Source organism: Pseudomonas abietaniphila (assembly GCF_039697315.1).
Taxonomy (GTDB): domain Bacteria; phylum Pseudomonadota; class Gammaproteobacteria; order Pseudomonadales; family Pseudomonadaceae; genus Aquipseudomonas; species Aquipseudomonas abietaniphila_B.
Genome location: NZ_CP155619.1, coordinates 1,342,777 through 1,363,601, shown reverse-complemented (window position 1 = coordinate 1,363,601; position 20,825 = coordinate 1,342,777). Strand labels below are relative to the sequence as shown.

Genomic DNA, 20,825 nt, shown 5'->3' with positions numbered 1-20,825 from the left:
CCCTGGACTATGGTGTCCAGGAGCCTTGTCAGAAGCCGTCTACAGAAGGAAGCCTGCCATGCGATTCATGATGTTGATGATCCCCAAGGGATATGAAACCGCCGCCCCCGGCACTCAACCGGACGCCGCAGCGGTCGAACGAATGATGAAGTACAACGAAGCGCTTCAACAGGCGGGCGTGTTGCTCTCGCTCGATGGCTTGCACCCGCCGAGCGTGGGGGCGAGGGTGACGTTCAGCGAGGGGCAGGCGAAAGTGATCCAGGCGCCGTTTCCCGGTGTCAGCGAAGTCGTTGGCGGTTACTGGATGCTCGAACTGGGCTCGCTCGATGAGGCGATTGAATGGGCCAAACGCTGCCCGGCCGGGGACAACGAGACCGTGGAAGTGCGCAAGGTCATGGGCTTCGAGGATTTCGCGCCGGAAGTGCAGCAGGCCGCGGCGGGCTTCAAGGAGATGCACGAAGCCAAGCCCTGATCAAGCGTGCCCGTCCTTCTTCACAAAATGCTTGTGCATATCGGCGGTCAGCGCTTCGACCCGTTCGGTCAGCACTTTGGTCATTTCGGTCAGGCGGGTGTTCTGCTCCAGCAATTCAAGCATCTGCGCGGTGTGCTCCGCCGCGCGGGCCATGCGTTCTTCGTTGGCCACGGCCAGGGCTTCCCGGTGCTGCGCGTCGGCATCGGCATTGGCTTTATCACGCGCCGACTGGCGGGTCTGCGCGAGCAGGATCAGCGGCGCGGCATAGGCCGACTGAAGGCTGAAGGCCAGGTTGAGCAGGATGAAAGGGTACAGGTCGAACGTCACCAGGCCGCTCATGTTGGCGCCCACCCACAGCAGCACGATCAGTGTCTGTGCGCCGAGGAACGCTGGCGTCCCGAAGAAACGCGCAAACGCTTCTGCCTTCAGTGCAAAGGCGTCGTTACCAAATGTGGGCGTCAGGTGCGCGTGAGCTTTGTGAAAGCGCAGGTGATCGACTTTCGCCGGGGCGGCGGAAGGTACGTCTGTGGTGACGGGGTCGGGCGTGGCAACGGGCATGACAGTTTCCTGAAGGCAAAAAACATCTGCCCACTATAGGCCCGGATCACCCGACTTTGGCGCCGCGTGTGACGGCCGTAGAGCGCGCGCTGGCAAATGTCATCATTTACACCGCACCGGCGTTCGCTGCGCTGGCGTCTGGCGAGCAAACTCGCTCCCACAGGTTCGGTAACGACCTGAACGTCAATCCACGGGATCGGGGTGCAACGGCTTGGACCGCGACATGATGTTGGCGTAGTCGTACACGTATTGGCGGCCTGCATGGCTGGTCATGCGCAGGCGGTCGATCAGTTGTCGCTCTTTCTTGTTCAGGTATCTCAACCCTTGGTGGTCACTGGACTTGAGGCGATCACGTTCATGGGCGTCAGGGAAAGTGATGACGTTCGTCATGAAAAATCTCCTTGGTTAAATCCGTGTGCCCGGCTCCATCTTCCGGGTTCACCGTTTGTCGTGCGACTGCGCACCTTACCCACAAAAAGTCAGACCCTTCAACCCTGCAAATGATCAATGGATCACACGACGTGCGTGATCTCGAACGATTGCCGGCTGCCATTCACGCTGATCTCCACCTCATCGCCATCGAACTTGCCCAGGAGGTTCTGGCCCAGTGGTGCTTTGGCGGTGATGACGGTGATCAGCGTGTCATCGACGCTGATTTTCAAGCCTGCCGCATCCGGCCCCAGGAACAGGTGCTGCGTGACGCCGCTCACGGATTCCAGAACGATGAGGTCGCCCGATTGAATGCCACGTCTGTCGTCGAAAGGCCTGAGCACGAGGTTCTGGTACAGCGTCAGCGACTGGCGAATCTCCTCCACGCGACGCGCCTGTCCGGCCGCCAGGTACGAGGCCTCCAGGCCCAGCGTGTCGTACTTGTTTTCGGCGATGTTCTCTTCATGGGTCGCGGTTTCGTACGCGGTTTGCGCGGCACGAATGGCGATGTCCAGATCGACCTCGAGTTTTTCAATGATCCGTTGCAGGACCTGTTGCTTGTTCATGAGTGCTGCTTGTCTCGTGTAAGGAATCAACCGCAGAACTGGTAGATCGCGGCGCGGCTCTTCTCGCTGGGTGCGGTCTGATTCTGCTGCATCCAGAACTGGCATTTGGGGCCATTGAAGTTGCGCTGGCGTTCAGCCTGCTCGGCCTCCTGCGTCTGACGGGCCTCGCTGTCGCGCAAAATCTGCCGGTACTGGTCAAACATCGGGTTGTCGCTTTCAGGCTTGGCTTTGGCGGCGGGCGGGCTGGTCAATTGCGTGGCCGCATTGCTCAGGGCCTGGGTCTGTTCGGCGGGCAGCGCTTTGTAGATCAGCCAGCCCGTGAGTGCCACGGCCAGGAAACCCAGCCAGATGCCGGCGGCAATGGACAGAATCAGCTTCAGCGGTTGGAGCGTAACGGACAATTGGCGATGGTTGACGTACATAGCAGACTCCCTACTTGTATGACGTTGGCGCCGATTGTCGCACGACCGGGGCTGGTGATTCTGCGCTGTTATGAAGGACAATCCGCTTTTTTGAACATCCTCAGGGAGCCCGGATGAAAGCCTCTTGGGATATTTTCTGCACCGTTGTGGATAACTTCGGCGATGTCGGCGTGACGTTTCGTCTGGCCCGGCAACTGGTCGCCGAGCACGGGATGGACGTGCGCCTGTGGGTCGACGACCTGTCGGCGTTTGCGCGCCTCTGTCCCGGTGCCGACGCGCAGGCATTGCAGCAGTGGCATGACGGCGTCAACGTCTGCTTCTGGGCGAAGGACTGGCAACCGGCCGAGCCTGCCGACGTGGTCATTGAGGCCTTTGCCTGCCATCTACCTGCCGCTTACATCGACGCCATGAAGGCCCGCAATCCGCGCCCGCTGTGGCTGAACCTTGAATACCTGAGCGCCGAAGAATGGGTCACCGGCTGCCATGGTTTGCCGTCGTTGCAGTCCAGCGGCATCCAGAAATTCTTTTTCTTTCCGGGTTTCCGGACCAGCACCGGGGGTTTGCTGCGCGAAGCCGGGCTGATCGAACGCCGGCACGCCTTCGAACAGGACCCTGCCGCGAAGCAGGCGTTTTTAGCCAGCCTGGGCATTTATCCACAGGCAGACGCTGGACAGGGTCCGACCCGGCTGATTTCGCTGTTCGCCTACGAACACGCAGGATTGGGTTCGTGGCTCGACTGTCTGGCGTTCGATGATCGCAAAACCCATTTGCTGGTGCCGGAAGGGCGGATCTTGGGAGACTTGGAGCGCTGGCTGGGCGTTGATGCCTTGAAAGCGGGTGATTTGAATCAGCGCAACGCCCTTACGATTCAAGTGTTGCCGTTCGTGCGCCAGGAAGATTACGACCGGCTGCTGTGGTGTTGCGAGTTCAATGTCGTGCGTGGCGAAGATTCGTTTGTTCGCGCGCAATGGGCAGGTCGCCCGCTGATCTGGCACATCTACGAGCAGGACGACGATGCCCACTGGGCGAAGCTGGACGCGTTCCTCGAGCTGTATCTGGCAGGGTTATCCACAGAGGCAGGGCAGGCGCTGACCGAGGTCTGGCGTCACTGGAACGCGGGTCAGACCATGACGCAAAGCTGGAATACCCTGGAAAAGCACCGTGGCGAGCTGGTCGCGCACGCTGAGCGGTGGTGTCTGGAACAGGCCTTGCAAGACGATCTGACGACTGCGCTGGTAACGTTTTACCGAAATTGGATATGATACGCGGCCTTGTATTAAGCCCTGTACGAAAAGTGGCTTTTCGTACAGGGCTTAGAAAGAACTTCAATCCAAATTCGGATACTCGTAATGAAAACTGGTAAAGAGCTTAAACCCGGCACCGTGATCCGTATCGACAACGATCCTTGGCTGGTTCAGAAAGCTGAATTCACCAAGTCGGGCCGTAACAGCGCGATCATGAAGACCAAGCTGAAGAACCTGCTGACCGGCTACAAGACTGAAACCGTCTATAGCGCCGACGACAAGCTGGACGACGTGATCCTGGACCGTAAAGAAGCCACCCTGTCTTTCATCAGCGGTGATTCCTACACGTTCATGGACACCACTGACTACACCATGTACGAACTGAACGCCGAAGACATCGAAAGCGTTCTGCCTTTCATCGAAGAAGGCATGACCGACGTCTGCGAAGCCGTATTCTTCGAAGGCCGTCTGGTTTCCGTAGAACTGCCGACCACCATCGTTCGCGTCGTTGACTACACCGAAGGTTCGGCTCGTGGCGACACGTCGGGCAAGGTCATGAAGCCTGCCAAGCTGAGCAACGGTACCGAGCTGCAAGTGGCTGACTTCATCGAAATCGGTGACAAGATCGAGATCGATACCCGTGAAGGCGGTTCCTACAAAGGCCGTGCTAAATAAGCATTGCTTTCGTAACGCCGGATACGAAAAAGCCCGACCATTGAGTCGGGCTTTTTTGTGGGGGGTGTGTTCGATTACCAATTCATGGTGTTCGTCCCTGGGTCCTGAATCGTTTTCGAACATACCGGCCGCATCCGGCCGACATCGTTTTTACTTTAGATGAACCTTCAGCTCTTGCGAAGCCTGCAACATCGCAGACCGCACTTCCGGCACCTGGCTGACCACGTTCAGCAGACCGTAGTCGTGAATCATGCCGTTGTAGCGCACTGCGGTGACCGGCACGCCGGCCTGATCCAGCTTGCGAGCGTACGCTTCGCCTTCGTCACGCAGGACGTCGGCACCGGCGGTCTGCACCAGTGCAGGCGGCAGGCCTTTCAACTGATCCAGCGTGGCGCGCAGCGGTGAGGCATAGATCTCCGCGCGTTGTTTTGGATCGGTGGTGTAGTTGTCCCAGAACCACTTCATCATGTTGCGGGTGAGGAAGTGACCCTCGGCGAACTGGTCATACGAACCGGTATCGAAGTTGGCGTCGGTCACCGGCCACAGCAGCACCTGATACTTGATCGCAGGGGTGCCTTTGTCTTTGGCCATCAGGCTGACGACCGCCGCCATGTTGCCACCGACACTGTTGCCCGCGACGGCAAGACGCTTGCCATCAACGTTGATTTCTTTGCCGTGCTCAGCCACCCATTTGGTCGCCGCATAGGCCTGGTTGATCGCGGTCGGGTAGTGCGCTTCAGGGGAAGGCGTGTAGTTGACGAAGACCGCCACCGCACCAGAACCCTCTACCAGATCCCGCACCAGGCGCTCGTGCGTCGGGTAGTCACCCAGCACCCAGCCGCCGCCGTGGAAGTACATGAACACGGGCAAGGTGCCTTTCACGCCCGCTGGACGCACGATGGTCAGGCTGATGTTCTGGCCATCGACCGAAATGGTCTTCTGGCTGACATCGGCTTTGGGCAGGGTCAGCTTGACCCCGGCCTGAGCACCGGTGAGTACCGCACGTGCATCCTTGGGCGAAAGCTGTTCGATCGGCTTGCCACCACCGGAATTCAGCGCATCGAGGAATGCCTGCGTGTTGTGCTCGACACCAGTGTCGGTCGCTGCGAAAGCGTTGCCGACCGACAGGGCGAGGAGCGAGCCAGCCAGAATCTTGCCGAAAGTGTTCATGTTTATCTCCTACGGGGTCGGGTGAGTTAGACGGTTACGTGCAGACGTACGTCAACGTTGCCGCGAGTGGCGTTGGAGTAAGGGCAAACCTGGTGAGCCGCGTCAACCAGCGCTTGAGCGTCAGCCTGTTCCAGACCTGGCAGGTTGATGTTCAGGTCGATGTCCAGACCGAAACCGCCAGGGATCTGGCCGATGCCGACGTGGGCAGTGATCGAGGCGTCGGCCGGGATGCTGCGTTTGCTTTGACCGGCAACGAATTTCAGTGCGCCGATGAAGCAGGCCGAGTAGCCGGCTGCGAACAGTTGCTCAGGGTTGGTGGCTTCACCACCGGCGCCGCCCAGTTCTTTCGGGGTGGCCAGTTTCACGTCCAGGATCTTGTCGCTGGAAACAGCACGGCCATCACGGCCACCGGTTGCGGTTGCGACTGCGGTATAGAGAGCTTGCATGATATTTCCTCACTTAACGATGTTGGTTTAGGCCGGTTGTGCTTAGCGCTAAAAGTTTGTGCGCTAAGCAAGTGAGATGAAATGTACTGCGCTAATGTTTAGTGCGCAAGATAAATTTTTGAGGTTTTTCAAAAAAATCGTGCTCCGTGGGCTGTCACTGATGTAACTGGTTGATAAATAAAGATTTATTTTAAATAAGATTTTCGGCGCGACGTCGAGGTCTTTAGCAGTCCTGCTTGCGGCTGAAACGTTCTTGGGTCCGCTGCCGCCACCAGACCGTGTTGCTACCGCGCTATCACCGCCCAACTTCTAGGAGCGCGCTTGCCCGCGAAGGCATTCATGCAGGCGCCCTCGCGTTATCTGGGGGGACGCTTCGCGGGCAAGCGCGCTCCTACAGAGATCTGTGGCAAGGTTTGGCTGAAATGAAAAAGGCCAGCAATAAGGCTGGCCCTAAGGTGGAGGAGAAGGTAATCAGATGCTGGCGTGCAGGTTACCGCGCAACCCCAGCAAATCTTTTTGTAACGCTTGCAGTTGCTGAACGCTGATGCCGCTGGCCGCCAGGATGCATTGCGGAATGCTCTGCGCTTTGGTGTGCAGTGCCTTGCCCTGTTCGGTTAGCGTGAGCAGCACGACGCGTTCGTCCTCCTTGCTGCGCGTACGACTGATCAAGCCTTCGGATTCCAGTCGTTTGAGCAAAGGGGTCAGCGATCCCGGGTCGGTCAGCAGCCGCGTGCTGACTTCGCCCACCGTCAAACCATCCCGCTCCCACAGCACCAGCATCGCCAGGTATTGCGGATAGGTCAGATTCAGTTCTTGAAGCAGTGGCTTGTACACCTTGGTCATCATCAGTGACGTGGAGTACAAGGCAAAACACAGCTGGTTATCCAGCAGCAAATCGTCGCAACTGCCAGCGCCCGCCGTGGTGGAGCTCTCGTCGGCGTTCATCGGGTGTTCCTCGGTTGATCGGTAGTGATCACTAATTTAGTGCCATGATCTTTATTGCACCAGATAATTTCGGTAATCGGTGGTGCGGTGTTTCTCTATCGTAATGCCAGGGCTTGATTCTGGAGACGTTGAAACACGAATCGTGAACCGACTGATCACGTTTCGTTGAGCGTAATGTTTGTCTGCGGATTTCCCCGCTTCGCTCGACTGCGTAGCATGCGCGCAGGATTAAATTGAGGACCGCGCGTGATTGTCGATGTTGTGATGTACCTGCTGTTGGGCGCTGCCATGGGCACTTTAGGCGGGCTGTTTGGCATTGGAGGCGGGCTTGTTGCCATCCCTGCATTGGGCGTGCTGTTCGGACTTGATCAGCAATTGGCGCAAGGCACGGCATTGTTGATGGTGCTGCCCAACGTGCTGCTCGCATTGTGGCGCTACAACCAGCGCAACCGGATTTCGGTGCGCAACGCCATGATGCTGATTGGTCCCAGTTTTTTCGTCTCATGGCTGACGTCGCTCTGGGCGGTACGGGTCGAGGCGCAGAGCATGCGCATCGGCTTCGTTGCGTTCCTCATGGTATTGACGCTCTTCAACCTGATTCAGATGTACTGGCGAAAAGGCGATGCAGGCCTTGAATTACGTCATCGCAAATGGCTGTGGTTGCTGGGCGTGGGTTCCGGCGTGACAGCGGGGATGTTCGGTGTCGGGGGCGGGGTGATTGCGACGCCGATTCTGACGGGCATTTTCGGCGCCACCCAAGTGGTCGCTCAGGGCCTTGCGCTCGCGCTGGCCGCACCTGCCACAGTGATCACCCTGACGACCTATGCGGTGCACGGTCATGTCGACTGGCTGATGGGCATCCCGCTGGCGGTCGGCGGGCTGGCGAGCATCAGTTGGGGCGTGGCGCTGGCCCACAGTCTGCCGGAGCGGTTGCTGCGTTCGCTGTTCTGCGTGTTCCTGGTGATCTGCGCAATCATGCTGTGCTTCAGGGTTTGACGCAGGCTACAGCTTGAAGCCTTCAGCGATGTGATCGGCCAGGCACTCGGTGATCGGCGAAGGGTTATTGGGGTTGCGCAGCAGGACAATGCTCGCCGAGGGCAGCTGTGGCAGCCCTTCGGCTTCCCCAAGAACGCGCAGGTCCGAGGTGATCAGACTCTGCAATTGGGCCGTCACCGCCAGCCCGGCGCTGACCACCGCCATGATCGCCGACAGGCTGGCGCTGGTATACGCCACGCGATATTCCCGACCTGCCGCATCCAGCGCGTTGCTCGCCCACAGACGGCAGAAACAGTCACTGTTGAACATCGCCAGCGGGATCGGCGTTTGCTCGTGCGGGCAGAACCCTGCGGCCTCGGCCCAGACGAAACGCTCCTGACGCAGAATCTGGCCGATCTCCTTGCCCGGCTCGCGGGTCACGATGCTCAGGTCCAGGTCCTGACGTTGCAGCAGCTGCGACGATGATTCGCAATGCACCTCCACTTGAATCAGCGGATACGCCTGCGCGAAGCGCGACAGAATGCCTGGCAAAAAACGCATGACGTAGTCGTCCGGCGTGCCGATCTTCACGGTGCCGATCATGTGCGGTTCGCGCAGGGTATTGAACACTTCGCTGTGCAATTTGAGGATGCGCCGGGCGTAGCCCAGCAGCACCTGCCCTTCGGCCGTCAGGTTCAGGGCCCGGCCGTCTTTCTGGAACAGCGGCCGCTGAACGACGTCGTCTTCCAGCCGCTTCATCTGCATGCTCACCGCGGACTGGGTGCGATTGACCACCTCGCCCGCCTTGGTGAAGCCGCCTTGGTCAGCGATGGCGACGAAGGTCCTCAGCAGTTCACTGTCGATACTTGGATAGGTGGCCATTGCATCAATCTCCCAGATGCAGTGCATCAGAAACATTCGTTGGATTGATCTTAAGCCTGGGCAGAAAATCTAGCCATCCCCACTTGGAGGGCAAGACGATGAAAGGTCAAAAAGGTTATGTACTGGTACTGAAAACCCTGTCCCACGATTCGGCCATCGAGCGCGCCTGGCATGCCGCGACGTCGCAGATCGCCCGCTGGCGTAAGCTGCACCGCGAACGCATCGAGTTGGCCAGCCTGAGTGACGACGCGCTCAAGGACATCGGCTTGAGCCGCGCCGATGTCTATGAGGAAATTGATCGTCCGTTCTGGGATGACCCGATGAAGCACTGACAGGGCAGGGGGGATCGGGTAGCTTTGCGAATCGATCAGGAGGTCTGAATGCCCGCAGAACTGCCGACCCAAATTCAACTGTCCCTCAAACAAGCTCGACGTGTGGCGCTGGCGGCCCAAGCTTTTAATGGCCGCCAGGCGCCGACGACAATTAAGTCCAGCCATGTCATGCAACTGATCGAGCGCCTCGGCGTCCTGCAGATCGACTCGGTGAACGCGCTGGTGCGCTCGCATTACCTGCCGCTGTATTCACGACTGGGCAACTACCCGCAAAAGCTGCTGGATCAGGCCGCATGGAGTCAGGGCCGTCAACGCAAACTCTTCGAATACTGGGGGCACGAGGCTTCGTTGCTGCCGGTCGAGCTGTACCCCTTGATGCGCTGGCGCATGCAACGCGCGTCTCAGGGCGAGGGCATTTATCAGCAACTCGCCAAATTCGGACGCGAAGAACAGGCGACCATCGCCAGGGTGCTGCAAGCCGTCCGCGATCAGGGCCCGTTGGGGGCGGGCAGCCTCAGCACACGTCAGGAGCGTGCAGGCCCCTGGTGGGACTGGAGCGCAGAAAAACACGCGCTGGAATGGTTGTTTGCCGCGGGCGAGGTCACCGTTTCAGGCCGTCGCGGCTTCGAGCGGCTCTACGATTTGCCTGAGCGGGTGCTGCCGTTTTCCATCCTCAATCACCCGCCGATCAGTGAGGCCGATGCGCAACGCGGGCTATTGCTGCGGGCGATCACGGCATTGGGCGTTGGAACCGAAAAAGACATCCGCGATTATTTTCGTCAGGACCCTGCACCGGCGAAGGCGAGGCTTGCTGAATTACTGGAAGAGCGGGCGATCGAGCCGGTTCAGGTGCAAGGCTGGAAGCAACCGGCGTATGTGCTGCCGGGACTCAAAGTGCCAAGAAAAGTCACTGCAAGCGCGCTGCTTTCGCCCTTCGATTCACTGATCTGGGAGCGGGCCCGCACGGAGCGATTGTTCGATTTTCATTACCGACTCGAGATCTACACCCCTGCGCACAAGCGCGTGTACGGCTACTACGTGCTGCCGTTTCTGCACCACGAACGCATCGCCGCGCGCATAGACCTGCGTGCGGAAAGAGCGGCGGGACGGTTGGCGGTGCACGCCGTGCATGAAGAGGAGCCAGGACTGGACGAGGAGGGCATGCACGCCTTGGCGGCGAATCTGAGGCAACTGGCGGACTGGTTAGGGTTGCGGGACGTGTTGATTAACTGCCAGCGCGCCAGTGCGGCGCGCTTGCGGGTGGCGTTTCTCGCCCAGGGATCACGGCATCTATAACCGTTGGAGGTTTGCGTGGTTCCTGTAGGAGCGTGGCTTGTCCCGCGATCTGGCGCGAAGCGGCAGTAAACCGGTTGAATGCGGTGTGTCAGTCACACCGCATTTGCAACGTTGCTGCCGGTGCCCGGCAGATCGTACGAACTCGGCTCATACCAAACGCGCTTTACAGGGCTGAGTGTTGTTACCGGCGCACCTGCTTCAACGTCTCGGCAATCAGAAACGCCAACTCCAGCGACTGATCGGCGTTCATCCGCGGATCGCAATGGGTGTGGTAGCGGTCCGACAAGCCGTCTTCGGTAATCGGACGCGCGCCACCGATGCATTCGGTGACGTTCTGCCCGGTCATCTCGATGTGAATCCCGCCGGCATACGTGCCCTCCGCCTGATGCACCTGGAAGAACTGCTTCACCTCGCCCAGGATCTGCGCGAAGTCACGGGTCTTGTAGCCGCTGCTCGCCTTGATCGTGTTGCCGTGCATCGGGTCCGAACTCCACAGCACCTTCTTGCCTTCGCGCTCGACCGCACGGATCAGCCCCGGCAGGTGATCGCCGACCTTGTTGGCGCCCATTCGCGCAATCAGGTTCAGGCGACCGGGATCGTTGTCCGGATTGAGAATGTCGATCAGGCGAATCAGATCGTCGGTGTTCATGCTCGGGCCGACTTTCACCCCGATGGGGTTCTTCACGCCGCGCAGGAACTCGACGTGCGCGCCGTCCAGCTGACGGGTGCGGTCGCCGATCCACAGCATGTGGGCCGAGCAGTCGTAGAAATCGTTGGTCAGGCTGTCGCGACGCACGAAGGCTTCTTCGTAATTCAGCAGCAGTGCTTCGTGCGCGGTGAAGAAGCTGGTTTCGCGCAATTGCGGCGACGTGTCCATGCCACAGGCGCGCATGAAGGCCAGGGTTTCATCGATGCGGTTGGCCAACTGACTGTACTTGTCCGACAGCGCCGAGTTGGCGATAAAGTCCAGGTTCCACTGATGCACCTGATGCAGGTCGGCAAAGCCGCCCTGGGCGAACGCACGCAACAGGTTCAGGGTCGCGGTGGACTGGTGATAGGCCTGCAACAGGCGATCCGGGTCCGGGACGCGGCTTTTTTCATCGAAGCCGATGCCGTTGACGATGTCGCCGCGATAGGCCGGCAGCGTCACGCCATCCACGGTTTCGTCGTTGGAAGAGCGCGGTTTGGCGAACTGGCCCGCCATGCGCCCGACCTTGACCACCGGGCAGCCCGCCGCAAAGGTCATGACGATCGCCATTTGCAGCAACACCTTGAAGGTGTCGCGGATTTTCGCCGCGGAGAATTCGAAGAAGCTCTCGGCGCAGTCGCCACCTTGCAGCAGAAACGCGCGACCCTCGGTGACCTCGGCAAACTGTCGGCGCAGCTCGCGCGCTTCACCGGCGAACACCAACGGCGGGTAACTGGCCAGGGTCTGCTCGACACGCAGCACGTGATCGGCGTCGGGGTACTGAGGTTGCTGCTGAATAGGCAGCGCCCGCCAGCTGTCGGGGCTCCAGGGTTGGCTCATGATGAACTCGAATTCCATGCGATCGGACGGCCATGGTAGCAGTTCATCCCGATAATTTGCGTGACCTGCCGGGGCTGCATGCCTGACAATCCGCGCTTTCCCGCGCTCTGATCGCTTTAACAGCGCGCGCGGCGGTCTGGAATCTGTGGGAGCGAATTCATTCGCGAGACAGCCGTTCAGCCTACACATCTGTATTGGCTGGGCCACCGTATCGCGAATGAATTCGCTCCCACAGGGTTAATCCCCAAAACTTTTGGCAAGAGAGCAGCAATGACCGAGGAGCGTGTAGAGCGCGTGCTGGCTGAAGTTCATGACGACTTCGGCATGATTCGCGTGCTGGAAGTGGACGATTACCGCTTCCTGGAGTTTGGCGATGCCATCGAGCAGAGCTGCACGTTCACAGCCGATCCGGCGTGGCTGGAGTACGATTACACCCGTGCAATGCTGATCGGCGCGTTGTGCCATGAGTCGCCGGAGAGCGCACTGTTCATGGGGCTCGGCGCAGGAACGCTGACCCAGGCTTGCCTGAAATTCCTGCCGCTGGAAGACGTCGAGGCCATTGAACTGCGCCCGGACGTGCCCCGTCTGGCGATGGAGTACATGGGCCTAGAAGACGATCCCCGGCTTTACGTGCGCATCGGCGATGCTCTGGAGCTGCTGCCGACGGCGGAAAGCGCCGACCTGATTTTCGTCGATCTCTACACCGACACTGGGCCGGCAGTAGGGCATCTCGCGTGGGGCTTTCTGGAAAAGTGCCAGCAACGCCTGCACCCTGGTGGCTGGTTGATCATCAACCAATGGGCCTCGGACGACGGCAAGCCGCTGGGCGCGGCGCTCTTGCGTGGCCTTTACCATCGCCATTACTGGGAGCTGCCCGTGAAGGAAGGCAACGTGATTCTCATCGTGCCCGCCGATCTGGAACAGAACCTGGACATGGATGCGCTGATCGAGCGCGCCGAACGTCTGGCGCCGCAACTGGGTTACTCGTTGTTGCCGCTGATCAAGACCCTGCGCCCGGCGACCTGATCAATGTCCGGTGAAAACCGGGCTACGGTCTTCCAGCAGAGCGTTCAGGCCTTCTCTAGCGTCGTCGCTGTCGATCACCCGCTTGACCAGCATCGGCAGGGTTCGCGCCGCCGCTTCCTCGCCTTCGAGCAGCGCCTGGCGCGCCGACTCCAGCGTGGCGCGAATGCCCAGCGGGGCCCGATCGGCAATATGCTGGGCCAGCCGCAGAGCTGAAGGCAGCAGTTCTTCGGGTGCCATCACTTCCTGCACCAGCCCCATGCGGCAGGCCTCGTGCGCGTCGAATTCATCGCCGGTCAACAGCCAGCGCATGGCATTGCCCCAGCCGGCGATCTGATGCAGACGCAGCGTCGCACCGCCGAACGCGAAAATGCCGCGCTGGACTTCCAGATGGGCGAAGCGCGAATTGCTGGCGCACAGGTTGATGTCGGCGGCGAGCATCAGTTCGATACCCAGCGTCAGGCAGTAACCTTGGGCAGCGACGATCACCGGCTTGCTGACCCTGGGACCGACAAACAACCCCCAGGGATCGCAGCCTCCCGGTGGCACTTTCCAGCCTTCTCTGAGCGAGGGACCTGCCTCGGCGAGATCCAGTCCCCCGGTGAAATGATCGCCGTGGGCGAACACCACCGCCACCCGGGCCTGATCGTTGCGCTCGAACTCACCATAGGCGAGGCTGAGCTGGTTGAGCATTTCCATGTCGAAGGCGTTGCGCTTGGCGACTCGGTCCAGCCCGATAAGCATGATGGCGCCACGCTGTTCCCGGCTGACGTGGCCTTTGATCGAAGAGGTCATGTCCGAATTCCTGCGTGCAGAGGAGAAGTGGAGGGTGGGCTGCCTGACTGATGAGGTGAATCGTTTAAGCCCCCGCCGCCAGTAATACCGGGCTCTTGAAAAATAGACACTGACACAGGTTTGCGCAAAGCCTGTGACAGTTGGACGCAAGGTGTTCTTTCTCTGAAAAAAATCCTCACTTTTTTCAGCAATTCCGGTATAGTGCGCGCCGGCCTTTCATAGGGCCCTCGTCACGGTATGGGTTTGCGAAGCCATCTTCGCAAGCTGGTTCGGTAACGAACTATCCTTGACGATCCATTCATCAATACGTTTTCGCAAATCCCCGCCGACAAAGCAGCCAGGGTGACTCTAGGGTCTTACACGGCACGCGCAGCTTTGAAGCATGGGTCTTTGCGGATGCACTCAGAGGCAGACCCATGACCCAGGAAACCTGCGGCTTCGCCGCTTTTAATCTTAATCCGAATATTCTTGCAGCCGTCGCCGCGACTGGCTACGAAGAGCCTTCGGCCATTCAGCAGCAATCGATCCCGATCATCATGGCCGGCCAGGACATGATCGGCCAGGCGCAGACCGGTACAGGTAAAACTGCCGCATTCGCCCTGCCAATCCTGCATCGCATCGATCCTGCCAAGCGCGAACCGCAAGCCCTGATTCTGGCGCCCACCCGTGAGTTGGCGCTGCAAGTAGCAACCGCTTTCGAAACCTACGCCAAGCAGATGCCGGGCGTGACTGTTGTGGCTGTCTACGGCGGCGCGCCGATGGGCCCACAGTTGAAAGCTATCCGTAACGGCGCTCAAATTGTCGTCGCCACCCCAGGTCGTCTGTGCGACCACCTGCGTCGTGACGAAAAAGTCCTGGCGACCGTGAACCACCTGGTTCTCGACGAAGCCGACGAAATGCTAAAACTCGGCTTCATGGACGACCTGGAAGTCATCTTCAAGTCGCTGCCGGCAACCCGTCAGACCGTTTTGTTCTCGGCCACCTTGCCGCAGTCGATCCGTGCCATCGCCGAGCGCCATCTGCGTGATCCGCAGCACGTCAAGATCCAGACCAAGACCCAGACCGTTACCGCGATCGAGCAGGCTCACCTGCTGGTTCACGCTGACCAGAAGACCTCTGCCGTCCTGAGCCTGCTGGAAGTCGAAGATTTCGACGCCCTGATCATGTTCGTACGCACCAAGCAAGCCACCCTGGATCTGGCCAGCGCCCTGGAAGCCAAAGGCTACAAGGCCGCTGCGCTGAACGGCGACATCGCCCAGAACCAGCGTGAGCGCGTCATCGACTCGCTCAAAGATGGCCGTCTGGACATCGTTGTCGCGACCGACGTGGCTGCCCGTGGTCTGGACGTTCCGCGCATCACTCACGTGTTCAACGTCGACATGCCGTACGACCCGGAATCCTACGTTCACCGTATCGGCCGTACTGGCCGTGCCGGTCGCGAAGGCCGTGCGCTGCTGCTGGTGACTCCACGTGAGCGCCGCATGCTGCAAGTGATCGAGCGTGTGACCGGTCAGAAAGTTGCCGAAGTTCGCCTGCCAGACTCGCAAGCCGTTCTCGATGCCCGCATCAAGAAGCTGACCAACAGCCTGGCGCCGCTGGTTGCCGACGCTGAAGCCAGCCACGGTGATCTGCTGGACCGTCTGACCGCCGACATCGGTTGCACCCCGCGTGCACTGGCTGCTGCGCTGCTGCGCAAGGCCACCAACGGTCAGGCGCTGACCCTGGCGGCCATCGAGAAAGAACGTCCACTGGTGCCGAACAGCGCGCCGCGTGGCGATCGTGCTGAGCGCCCATCGGGTGACCGTCCTGATCGTGGTGATCGTGAACGTCGTGCGCCAATGCCGCTGGCTGAAGGCCGTGCACGTTGCCGTACCGCGCTGGGCGCGCGTGACGGTATCGCTGCCAAAAACCTGCTGGGCGCCATCCTCAACGAAGGTGGTCTGGCTCGCGAAGCGATCGGTCGCATCCAGGTGCGTGACAGCTTCAGCCTCGTCGAGCTGCCAGAAGATGGCCTCGAGCGTCTGCTGGCCAAGCTGAAAGACACCCGCGTTGCCGGCAAGCAGCTGAAACTGCGTCGTTATCGCGAAGACTGATTAGCGCTGAGCTGATCGTCTGAACAAAAAATCCCCGACTGGTTCGGGGATTTTTTTTGTCTGAAGGTTTATGTGGGAGCGAGCTTGCTTGTATGGTGTGCATTTCCACTATTTCGGGTGACGCTGATGGTTTGGTTTGTCCTAACGTCCAAACTGTTCCGCCTTCGGCGGGTTACTTGAAAAGACACCAAGTAACCAAGTGTCTGAACTGACCCCCAAAAGTTGGACACCCAGTCCAACCGAGGGGACAGTCATGACGAAGTACAATCCAGCCTTCAAGCTCAAGCTGGTTAAACAATGCCTGGCCGGCAACAGCACCAATAGGGTTGCAGTTAGAAATGGTATCGGTCACTCCATCCTGCAGCGCTGGGTGCGCAGCTATCAGCAACACGGTCTGCCCGGCCTTGCCAAGCAATACAGCCGCTATGACGCCCAGTTCAAACTCAATGTTTTACGGCGCATTGATCAGGATGGATTGTCGGACCAGCAAGCCGCCATTCTCTTTGGCATCCGCGGGCAAAACAGCATCGGGGAATGGAAGAGGCTGTACCATGCCGCAGGGATCAATGCGCTGAAACCGCATCGCGAGAGAGAACCTGCCATGCCTCAAAAACCGCCTGAAACACCTCTACAGTCCTGCCCTGACGATGACGAGCGTACTCGTCAGGAACTGCTCGATGAGCTGGGTTACCTGCGAGCGGAGAATGCCTACTTAAAAAAGCTCGATGCCTTGATCCGGGAGCAGAATGCAGCGCGAGCCAAAAAGCGCAAATAATCCAGGGGTTGAGGCATGAGCATTCGATGCAATGGCTGTTGCGTGCTGCTGGCCTGGCCCGAAGCACGTTCTACTATCAGGCCAAGGCAGTTGCCCGCGATAAATACGCCGGGCTCAAGGCTCACGTGCGACGCATTTATGAAGAGCACAAGGGACGCTACGGCTATCGCCGTATCACTGCGGTCCTGGGACAGATAGGCGAACATGCCAATCACAAGACGGTACAGCGGTTGATGCAGATGATGGGGCTCAAATCGTTGGTCAGGATCAAGAAATATCGCTCCTACAAAGGTCCTGAGGGCGAGACGGCGCCTAATCGGTTGGCGCGCCAATTCAAGGCCGACCTTCCCGACCAGAAATGGGTAACCGATGTCACCGAGTTCAAGGTCAACGGGCAAAAGCTGTACCTGTCGCCCGTGCTGGATCTTTGTACCCGAGAGATCGTGGCTTACCAGACCAGCAGGCGGCCGGTGTTTGAACTGGTGTCAAAAATGCTGGAAAAAGCTGTGGCACGACTGGGTCCAGGACAGACTCCGTTGCTGCACTCGGACCAAGGGTGGCAGTATCGTCAGCTCAACTACCGGCATCGGCTGGCCCAAATAGGCCTTCAACAAAGCATGTCTCGCAAAGGGAACTGCTACGACAACGCTGTGATGGAGCGCTTCTTCGGTACCCTGAAGAGCGAGTTTTTTTACCTTGAGCGCTTCGACACCGTTGAGCAATTAGAGGCCGGGCTCGACGAGTACATCCATTACTACAACCACGAGCGGATCAGCATGACGCTCAACGGCCTCAGTCCGGTGCAATTTCGAAAGCAGGTAATGAGTCAATAATTTTGTCCAACTTTCGGGAGGCAGTTCATGTCCTGGCTCCTGGTTTGGCGACTCCTTCGTCGTCGTTCCCTCACTCCGGCGACGCTCCGTGGGCCCGCGCTGAACGGACATCCATGTCCTAGCAGCGCTCTCGCGGCATCCATGCCGCTCGACCCACTCCGCGCCGCCTACGTTCAGCCTGCACCCAAGTCGCGTTTTGTGGTGTCTGGCCTGCTGCGGTATGAAGATCAAAAGCCAGAGCGCGCTTTGCGCTGTGAGATTCAACATCTCAATCGTTGAATGAACATAAAAACTGTAGGAGTTAGCTTGCTCGCTCCCACAGGTTTTTTGGGTTCTATACAACGCTGGCAGGCTGAACACAAAACCTGTGGGAGTTAGCTTGCTGACGAATACGGTGTGTCATTCACCTTTGAGGAAACTGGCAGAATCCCATCGCGAGCAAGCTGATGGTTCCCACGCTCCGCGTGGTAATACAGTCCATGACGCTCTGCGTCATCCAGAATGTGGCGCATGTTGTCAGGCTTTACGACGCTCAAGAAACGCACCCACATCATTGGTTTGAGAACCACAGAATCCCCCAAAGATGGTAATCGCCTCGGCGCAAGTTGACGGCTCATCCGAACCTGTAAATATCCATCCCCAACGCGCCCATGGTGAAGCCTTGGTGCGCGATGCTGAATGCACCGCCCGCGCCGCGTGCGAAGTAGAGCGGCAGCAGGTGCTCGTCTGTCGGGTGATTGCGTACGGCATTCGGTGCCTGGCGGCGATAGTCGTGCAGCGCCTCTTCGTCGTTGGTGGCCAGTTTCTCGACCATCCAGTCCCGAAACGTCAGTGCCCACGGCTCAACGCTCTCCGGTCCGGCGTGCCAGTCCAGTTCGCGCAGGTTGTGGGTGATGCTGCCCGAACCAATGACCAGAACCTCTTCCTCGCGCAGGCGGTTTAATGCCTGACCCACGCGTGTTTGCAGCGCAGGGCCCATGCGAGAAGGCAGCGACACCTGAACGATCGGGATGTCGGCCTGTGGGTACATCAGCGACAGCGGCACCCAGACGCCATGGTCAAACGGGCGACGTGTGTCCACCTGCGCGGGCAAATCCGCCGCAGCGAGCAGGTCCATCACGTGGCGGGTCATTGTCGGAAGGCCGGGCGCTGGGTATTGCACGGCGAACAGGGCGGCCGGGAATCCGCCGAAATCATGCCAGGTTTCCGGCTGCGGATTACCATTGACCCGTAACTCGTCGCTCTCCCAATGGGCCGACACGATGACGATGGCCTTGGGCCGGGGCAGTTCGGCCGCCAGACGCTTCAACGCCGGGCCGCTCTCGCCGGGTTCCAGCGCGAGCATGGGTGAGCCGTGAGAAATGAACAGGCTGGGGAACATGTCGGGCCTCCTGAGCGTATAAGATAAGCCGCATGATCAGGCAGATCATTGATCTAAATCTAATATAAGTTTTAGTGCCGTTTGATCGAATTATCAGGAGCATTTATGGAGCCGCAGTTTTGGCATGAGCGCTGGGCGATCAATCAGATTGGGTTCAATCAGTCAGAGGTGAATCCATACCTTCAGAAGTTCTGGCCGGAATTGAACCTCAAACCCGGCGAGCGAGTGCTCGTGCCCTTGTGCGGCAAAAGCATCGACCTGCACTGGCTAAGCCAGCAAGGCCTTCACGTGGTGGGTGTCGAGCTTTCCGAGAAGGCGGTTCAGGACTTTTTCAGCGAGGCCCGGGTCGAGCCGGGGCTGGAAGAGAAGGGCAGGTTCAAGGTGTACAGCCATGGGGCTTGCGAGATCTGGTGCGGTGATTTCTTTGCGCTTAAAGCCAAAGACATCGGCAATTGTTCGGCGCTGTACGACCGCGCCGCCTTGATCGCACTGCCGCCTGACATGCGCTGGCGCTACGTTGAGCACCTCAACCGTATCCTGCCCGCCGATTGTCGCGGCCTCCTGATTTCTCTGGATTACGAGCAGTCGGAGATCGAAGGCCCACCGTTCTCGGTTCCAGACGACGAGGTGATGCAACTGCTGTCACCCGAGTGGCGGGTGAAGCTGATTGCCGACGAGGACGTGCTGCAAAAAAGCCGCAAGTTCCTGGATGCCGGTGCCAGCCGGCTGATCGAGTCGGCATACCGGATGTTCCGGCGTTAGTTTCAGGCAAAAGAAAAGGGCGACTCGCGTCGCCCTTTCTCGTTATTGCAGGTCAATCAACCGCGACGGCGCAGTGCTTCAATGCGGTCTTCCAGCGCCGGGTGGCTCATGAACAGGCCAGCAAGGCCGTGCTTGAGGCCGCCGTTGATGCCGAACGCGGTCAGGCTGTCAGGCATTTGCACCGGAACGCCCTGTTCCGAGCGCAGACGCTGCAGGGCGCTGATCATCGCGCCCGTACCGGCCAGGCGGGCACCGGCATCGTCGGCACGGTATTCACGCTTGCGCGAGAACCACATGACGATGGCGCTGGCCAGGAAGCCCAGTACGATCTCGGCGAAGATGGTCGCGATGTAGTAAGCGATGCCCTGGCCTTCTTCGTTCTTGAAAATGACTTTGTCGACGAAGTTGCCGATGATCCGGGCGAAGAACATCACAAAGGTGTTCACCACGCCTTGCACCAGCGCCAGCGTGACCATGTCACCGTTGGCGACGTGGCCGATTTCGTGGGCCAGCACAGCTTTCACTTCATCCGGGGAAAAGCGTTCCAGCAAGCCCTGGCTGACTGCGACCAGCGCGTCATTCTTGTTCCAGCCCGTGGCGAAGGCGTTGGCCTCGTACGCCGGGAAGATCCCGACTTCCGGCATCTTGATGCCCGCTTCGCGAGCCAGTTGCTCTACGGTTTGCATCAGCCACTGTTCGTGACGGGTGCGGGGTTGGGTAATGATCTGGGTCCCGGTGCTCATCTTCGCCATCCACTTGGAGATGAAAAGCGAGAACAGCGAGCCGGCGAAACCAAATACGGCGCAGAAGATCAGCAGCTGATTGAGGTTGAGATCAACCCCGTTGGCCGCCATGAACCCGTTGAAGCCAAATAGGCTCAGGGTGATGCTGGCAATCAGCACGACCGCAAGGTTAGTGGCCAAAAACAGCAAGATGCGCATCATGGTGTGGAATTTCTCCTCGTGAAGAATGTGTAACGTGTTGCGGGGTATATAAGGTGATGTCGGTGCGTATTCAACCGGGCGACTATTTCAAACTGTGTCGTTTGGCATCACCAAGGCAATTATGGACCCTTGGCGAGAGGCTGGAGGTAAAGCGTTTGTTGCGTGATCGACTGTGACGACATGGATTGTAGGCGCGCGCTTGCCCGCGATTGCGCTTTGTCAGGCGATCAATACTTCACAGACAAACCGCTATCGCGGGCAAGCGCGCTCCTAAACGAG

General features: G+C 59.2%; 22 protein-coding genes. 10 read left to right on the top strand and 12 right to left on the bottom strand.

All coding sequences use genetic code 11. The features are described 5' to 3' along the window. The first annotated feature begins 58 nt into the window (after positions 1-58). On the top strand, positions 59-472 hold the full coding sequence (locus ABDX87_RS06045; RefSeq protein WP_346832053.1) for a YciI family protein: 414 nt from the start codon (positions 59-61) through the stop codon (positions 470-472). On the opposite strand, the gene ABDX87_RS06040 is transcribed toward ABDX87_RS06045, so the two are convergent. From ABDX87_RS06040 to ABDX87_RS06025, 4 genes are all read right to left on the bottom strand, one after another. Next, positions 473-1,030: a DUF1003 domain-containing protein gene (locus ABDX87_RS06040; protein WP_346832052.1), complete on the bottom strand. Its 558-nt coding sequence runs from the start codon at positions 1,028-1,030 to the stop codon at positions 473-475. Positions 1,031-1,213: 183 nt separating this feature from the next. Further along, positions 1,214-1,420 carry a hypothetical protein gene (locus tag ABDX87_RS06035; RefSeq protein WP_346832051.1) on the bottom strand — a complete coding sequence of 69 codons (207 nt, stop codon included), beginning with the start codon at positions 1,418-1,420 and terminating at the stop codon, positions 1,214-1,216. A 122-nt stretch (positions 1,421-1,542) separates the two neighbouring features. Next, complete coding sequence (locus ABDX87_RS06030; protein ID WP_346832050.1) at positions 1,543-2,025, bottom strand: GreA/GreB family elongation factor; 483 nt, start codon at positions 2,023-2,025, stop codon at positions 1,543-1,545. Positions 2,026-2,051: 26 nt separating this feature from the next. Then, a complete protein-coding gene (locus ABDX87_RS06025) occupies positions 2,052-2,447 on the bottom strand; it encodes a hypothetical protein (RefSeq protein ID WP_346832048.1) in 396 nt (131 codons plus the stop codon). 113 nt (positions 2,448-2,560) lie between these two features. On the opposite strand from ABDX87_RS06025, the gene earP reads away from it, so the two are divergent. After that, positions 2,561-3,709, top strand: a complete 1,149-nt coding sequence (gene earP, locus ABDX87_RS06020) for an elongation factor P maturation arginine rhamnosyltransferase EarP (protein ID WP_346832047.1) — start codon at positions 2,561-2,563, stop codon at positions 3,707-3,709. Positions 3,710-3,796: 87 nt separating this feature from the next. Next, positions 3,797-4,366: an elongation factor P gene (gene efp, locus ABDX87_RS06015; protein ID WP_346832046.1), complete on the top strand. Its 570-nt coding sequence runs from the start codon at positions 3,797-3,799 to the stop codon at positions 4,364-4,366. 150 nt (positions 4,367-4,516) lie between these two features. Here the strand turns inward: efp and ABDX87_RS06010 are convergent, their stop codons facing one another. The 3 genes from ABDX87_RS06010 to ABDX87_RS06000 all read right to left on the bottom strand — a co-directional run bounded on the left by ABDX87_RS06010 (position 4,517) and on the right by ABDX87_RS06000 (position 6,927). Continuing rightward, positions 4,517-5,536, bottom strand: coding sequence for an alpha/beta hydrolase (locus tag ABDX87_RS06010; protein ID WP_083370773.1), 1,020 nt, complete (start codon positions 5,534-5,536; stop codon positions 4,517-4,519). A gap of 26 nt (positions 5,537-5,562) precedes the next feature. Beyond that, positions 5,563-5,982 (bottom strand): organic hydroperoxide resistance protein, encoded by a 420-nt coding sequence (locus ABDX87_RS06005; RefSeq protein WP_062380296.1) that lies wholly within the window; start codon positions 5,980-5,982, stop codon positions 5,563-5,565. Positions 5,983-6,453: 471 nt separating this feature from the next. Continuing rightward, the gene (locus tag ABDX87_RS06000; protein ID WP_346832044.1) at positions 6,454-6,927 is read right to left on the bottom strand and encodes a MarR family winged helix-turn-helix transcriptional regulator; all 474 of its coding nucleotides are present in this window, start codon (positions 6,925-6,927) and stop codon (positions 6,454-6,456) included. A gap of 264 nt (positions 6,928-7,191) precedes the next feature. Between ABDX87_RS06000 and ABDX87_RS05995 the strand changes: the two genes are divergently transcribed. After that, complete coding sequence (locus ABDX87_RS05995) at positions 7,192-7,923, top strand: sulfite exporter TauE/SafE family protein (protein WP_431061313.1); 732 nt, start codon at positions 7,192-7,194, stop codon at positions 7,921-7,923. A gap of 6 nt (positions 7,924-7,929) precedes the next feature. On the opposite strand, the gene ABDX87_RS05990 is transcribed toward ABDX87_RS05995, so the two are convergent. Further along, the gene (locus ABDX87_RS05990; protein ID WP_346832043.1) at positions 7,930-8,784 is read right to left on the bottom strand and encodes a LysR substrate-binding domain-containing protein; all 855 of its coding nucleotides are present in this window, start codon (positions 8,782-8,784) and stop codon (positions 7,930-7,932) included. Positions 8,785-8,882: 98 nt separating this feature from the next. Here ABDX87_RS05990 and ABDX87_RS05985 point away from each other — a divergent pair, with 98 nt between their 5' ends. Next, positions 8,883-9,116 (top strand): DUF1127 domain-containing protein, encoded by a 234-nt coding sequence (locus ABDX87_RS05985; protein WP_346832042.1) that lies wholly within the window; start codon positions 8,883-8,885, stop codon positions 9,114-9,116. Between the two features lie 48 nt (positions 9,117-9,164). Further along, positions 9,165-10,412: a winged helix-turn-helix domain-containing protein gene (locus ABDX87_RS05980; RefSeq protein ID WP_431061210.1), complete on the top strand. Its 1,248-nt coding sequence runs from the start codon at positions 9,165-9,167 to the stop codon at positions 10,410-10,412. Between the two features lie 181 nt (positions 10,413-10,593). On the opposite strand, the gene ABDX87_RS05975 is transcribed toward ABDX87_RS05980, so the two are convergent. Continuing rightward, a complete protein-coding gene (locus ABDX87_RS05975; RefSeq protein WP_346832041.1) occupies positions 10,594-11,940 on the bottom strand; it encodes a class II 3-deoxy-7-phosphoheptulonate synthase in 1,347 nt (448 codons plus the stop codon). 270 nt (positions 11,941-12,210) lie between these two features. Between ABDX87_RS05975 and ABDX87_RS05970 the strand changes: the two genes are divergently transcribed. Continuing rightward, positions 12,211-12,966 (top strand): spermidine synthase, encoded by a 756-nt coding sequence (locus ABDX87_RS05970; RefSeq protein WP_346832040.1) that lies wholly within the window; start codon positions 12,211-12,213, stop codon positions 12,964-12,966. Here ABDX87_RS05970 and ABDX87_RS05965 read toward each other — a convergent pair whose 3' ends face one another. Beyond that, positions 12,967-13,758 carry a crotonase/enoyl-CoA hydratase family protein gene (locus ABDX87_RS05965; RefSeq protein WP_346832039.1) on the bottom strand — a complete coding sequence of 264 codons (792 nt, stop codon included), beginning with the start codon at positions 13,756-13,758 and terminating at the stop codon, positions 12,967-12,969. A 416-nt stretch (positions 13,759-14,174) separates the two neighbouring features. On the opposite strand from ABDX87_RS05965, the gene ABDX87_RS05960 reads away from it, so the two are divergent. Together ABDX87_RS05960 and ABDX87_RS05955 are read left to right on the top strand one after the other, a co-directional pair. After that, a complete protein-coding gene (locus ABDX87_RS05960; RefSeq protein ID WP_346832038.1) occupies positions 14,175-15,851 on the top strand; it encodes a DEAD/DEAH box helicase in 1,677 nt (558 codons plus the stop codon). A 253-nt stretch (positions 15,852-16,104) separates the two neighbouring features. After that, positions 16,105-17,459, top strand: a protein-coding gene (locus ABDX87_RS05955) for an IS3 family transposase (protein ID WP_346832036.1) whose coding sequence is annotated in 2 segments (ribosomal slippage) — positions 16,105-16,564 and positions 16,564-17,459 — 1,356 coding nt in all. Because the reading frame shifts where the segments join, the coding sequence is not laid out codon by codon here. A gap of 613 nt (positions 17,460-18,072) precedes the next feature. Here ABDX87_RS05955 and ABDX87_RS05950 read toward each other — a convergent pair. Continuing rightward, positions 18,073-18,840, bottom strand: coding sequence for a DODA-type extradiol aromatic ring-opening family dioxygenase (locus tag ABDX87_RS05950; RefSeq protein WP_346832035.1), 768 nt, complete (start codon positions 18,838-18,840; stop codon positions 18,073-18,075). 105 nt (positions 18,841-18,945) lie between these two features. Here ABDX87_RS05950 and ABDX87_RS05945 point away from each other — a divergent pair, with 105 nt between their 5' ends. Further along, complete coding sequence (locus tag ABDX87_RS05945; RefSeq protein WP_346832034.1) at positions 18,946-19,602, top strand: thiopurine S-methyltransferase; 657 nt, start codon at positions 18,946-18,948, stop codon at positions 19,600-19,602. A gap of 56 nt (positions 19,603-19,658) precedes the next feature. Here ABDX87_RS05945 and htpX read toward each other — a convergent pair whose 3' ends face one another. Further along, complete coding sequence (gene htpX / locus ABDX87_RS05940; RefSeq protein ID WP_062380349.1) at positions 19,659-20,546, bottom strand: protease HtpX; 888 nt, start codon at positions 20,544-20,546, stop codon at positions 19,659-19,661. Positions 20,547-20,825 lie beyond the last annotated feature (279 nt).